Annotated in this window: 5 protein-coding genes; 4 read left to right on the top strand and 1 reads right to left on the bottom strand. The window is 74.1% G+C overall.

The window, feature by feature from the left end; genetic code table 11:
- From ABYE80_RS18950 to ABYE80_RS18935, 4 genes are all read left to right on the top strand, one after another.
- Nucleotides 1-775: response regulator transcription factor (locus ABYE80_RS18950; protein WP_372791874.1), on the top strand; the 775-nt coding region annotated here is incomplete at its 5' end.
- A gap of 152 nt (nt 776-927) precedes the next feature.
- A complete protein-coding gene (locus ABYE80_RS18945) occupies nt 928-1305 on the top strand; it encodes a cupin domain-containing protein (RefSeq protein ID WP_372791873.1) in 378 nt (125 codons plus the stop codon).
- 108 nt (nt 1306-1413) lie between these two features.
- Entirely contained in the window at nt 1414-2604 is a 1191-nt protein-coding gene (locus ABYE80_RS18940) for a molybdopterin-dependent oxidoreductase (protein ID WP_372791872.1), read from the top strand.
- A complete protein-coding gene (locus tag ABYE80_RS18935; RefSeq protein ID WP_372791871.1) occupies nt 2601-3029 on the top strand; it encodes a cytochrome c in 429 nt (142 codons plus the stop codon). Before ABYE80_RS18940 ends, ABYE80_RS18935 begins: the two co-directional genes overlap by 4 nt.
- A gap of 24 nt (nt 3030-3053) precedes the next feature.
- On the opposite strand, the gene ABYE80_RS18930 is transcribed toward ABYE80_RS18935, so the two are convergent.
- The coding region (locus tag ABYE80_RS18930; protein WP_372791875.1) for a putative quinol monooxygenase at nt 3054-3228 on the bottom strand (175 nt) is incomplete at its 5' end.

Raw genomic sequence — 3228 nt, 5'->3', positions numbered from 1 at the left:
GAGGCTCGGCGAGGCCCGGGACCTCCTGGGCCAGTCCGCGGCCCACGTGCTCACCCCGCTGGTCCAGGCCGAGGTCGACCTCGACGACGGTGAGCTGGCGGGTGCGCTCAGCGGCGCGCAGCGGTACCTGCGGTCGCTCGCCGGCGGGCAGCCGATCGAGAGCGCCGCGGCGCTCGAAGTCCTGGTGACGGTCCGGGTCCGGCTCGGGCAGCTGCCGGAGGCCCGTGAGGCCCACGAGCTGCTGGCTGCGATCGCCCACGCCGTCCCGACCGACGCGCTGGGCGCGGCGGAGCGGTGCGCCGCCGGACGGATCGCCCTCGCCGAGGAGCAGCCGGACAGCGCCGCCACCGCGTTCGAGGACGCGATCGTCCGCTACCTCCGCAGCGCGATGCCGTTCGAGACGGCGCAGGCCCGGCTCGAGCTCGCCCGCGCTCTCGGGCAGCAAGGCCGCGACGCGGCCGCGCTGGAGCAGGCGCGCGCCGCTCGCACGGCCTTCCAGGGGCTGGGCGCCGCACGCGCCGCCCGCAGGGCCGCCACCCTCGTCGGGCGGCTCGGCGGGCGCAGCGAGGTAGGTCTTCGTGGCGGCATGACCCGTCGTGAGGTCGAGGTCCTCGTGCTCGTCGCCCAAGGGCTGTCCAACCGGCAGATCGCCGAGCGGCTCGTCGTCAGCGAGCACACCGTCCACCGGCACGTGGCCAACATCTTCGCGCGCCTGGGTGTCTCGTCCCGAGCGGCGGCGGTCGCCATCGCCTCCTCTCGGGGCCTGCTCAGCTGACCGCACGCGGGCCATTCCGCGGGCGGTGGCGAAGATGGCCCGGACGGGCGATGAACGGACGCCCGGGCGACGGCACGCTGTCCTCCCGCAGTCAGGGAATCACCGTTCACCGAGGCCGTCCCGACGCGGCCCCAACACCAAGGAGAGCCATCATGGCCACCCCAGCGACCCGTCACGAGACGGAGCACAAGCACTTCGACCAGCCGGACGAGATCCGCGAGTTCCCCAACGGCCACGCGGACATCCTCGAGATCGGCGGCGGCGAGGTCGGCCGGTACGTCTTCGAGCCCGGTTGGCGCTGGTCCAACGACGTCAAGCCGATCGCCGGGACCGAGAGCTGCCAGGCCCCGCATTTCCAGTACCACGTGAGCGGCCGGGTCGCGGTCCGCATGGACGACGGGACCGAGTTCGTGGCCGGTCCCGGGGACATCACGTCGCTGCCCAGCGGGCACGACGGGTGGGTCGTCGGCGACGAACCCGCGGTGATCATCGACTGGTACGGCGCCAGCAGCTACGCCAAGCCGCACTGAGGGACTCCGGGACGCGTCGCGGTCGGCGCGAGAGACCCCGTTTCCCACGGTCCCGGGGCGGGTACCGCTCGATCGAGGAGCCGTTACCCGACCCGGAGACCGCCGACCGTGGACAGCACCGCCATCAGCCGCCGCCAACTGCTCGCGCTCGGGGCCGGCGCGGTAGCGGCGTCGGCCGGCGCCCGGTTCGTGGCATGGCCGCAGGATGCGGTCTCGGCCGGGGCCACCGCGCCGCCGGGCACCCCGTTCCCGCTCGTCGCGCTGGACGGCAAGGCGCCGCTCGGTCAGGTCTACGACCAGCCACCGAACTACGAGACGCCGACCAGTCGGCTGATCGGCCGCCGCAACCCGCCGTACACCGACACCGAGGACTACTACGTCCGCTACCGCGAGGCCGACGTCTACCGGGTGGACCCCGACCGGTTCCGGCTGCGCGTCGGCGGGGAGGCCGCGACCGAGCAGATCGACCTGAGCATGGCGGACCTCCGCGACCTACCGACCCGACGGGTCGGGACGGTCGGTGCCTGCGCCGGACTCGGGCGTGGACTGGTGCGACCGCTGGTGCCGGGCATGCCGTGGACCAAGGGCGACGTCTCGTGCGGCGAGTGGACCGGCGTGCCGCTGGAGGAGGTCCTCCGTCTCGCGGGCGCGCGCCCCGACGCGTCCGTCGTCGCGTTCCGCGGGGGCCGGACGATCGCGGCGGCGAAGCGCGACTACTGGCGCCACTGGGACCTGGAGTCGATGAACCGCCAGGGGCCGCTGCTGGCCTACGAGCTCAACGGCGAGCCCCTGCCGGTGTGGAACGGCTTCCCGCTGCGCGTGGTCGTCCCCGGCACCTACGCCCCCGGCTGGGTCAAGCAGGTGGTCGAGATCGACATCCGCCGCACCCCGCACCCGCGGGACTGGCGCGGCAACGCGCCGGGCACGCCCCTGCTCAAACCGATGTCGCTGATCGTCGAGCCGACCGACGGCTCGACCGTGCAGGCGGGAGCGACGGTCGCGCTTCGCGGCGTCGCCTGGGACCACGGGACCGGCCTGCGCCGGGTCGACGTGAGCGTCGACGACGGACGGTCGTGGATCCCCGCCCGGATGGAGCGCTCCGTCGGCCGCTACGCGTGGCGGGTGTTCGAGGCGAAGGTCCCCGCCGGCGATGCGGGGACGCTGCGGGTCCTGAGCCGCGCCGAATCCCGGGACGGCACCCGTCAGCCGCTCGACATCCCCGAGGAGGTCATGGCCGACGGCGTCCGCAAGAACACCGCGGCCCGCACCTTCGCCGCCGTGCTGGAGGTCCGAGGATGAGCATCACCCGCAAGATCGAACGCATCGCCCTGGCGCTCGTCGTCGTCGCGGCCGCCGGCGCCGCGATGGTCGTGCTCGTCGTGTCCGGCGAGGAGGACCCTGCGGGCTCGCCGGTGCTGGCCGACGCCGGCGCGGTCGTCCCGCTCCCGGAGGCGCAGGACCTCCGTCTGCGTCCGGGGGAGGGTCGCGACCTCGTGGCCGCGACCTGCACCACGTGTCACTCGCTGGCGCCGATCATCCGCCACGACGGCTTCTCGGCCGAGGTCTGGGAGCAGGAGGTGCAGAAGATGATCACCCGCTACGGAGCCACCATGGACCCGGGCACCGCCGAGCGGATCACCGCGTACCTCCAGAAGCACTACTCGGGACCGCCCGCGCCCGCGGCAGGCACCAGCGACGCCCCGGGCACCGCCCCGGCGCGCTGACCGCCACCGGGGCGCCGCGCCGCCTCAGCCGAGCGCGACCTCTTCGCCCTCGCCGGCTTCGTACTTGATGATCTTCGGCGGCGCGCTGACCCAGCCGGCGAGTGCCTGCGCGGCGGCGCCGAAGTGTGGCGACGAGAGATGCCCGCCGAACGCCGCCTCGTCGGCGTAGCGCTCGACCATGACGAACTGGTTCGGGCTC

The organism is Paraconexibacter sp. (genome assembly GCF_041602235.1).
GTDB lineage: Bacteria > Actinomycetota > Thermoleophilia > Solirubrobacterales > Solirubrobacteraceae > Paraconexibacter.
The sequence above is the reverse complement of the archived record's forward strand: the minus strand, read 5'-3'. Positions and strand labels throughout refer to the sequence as shown.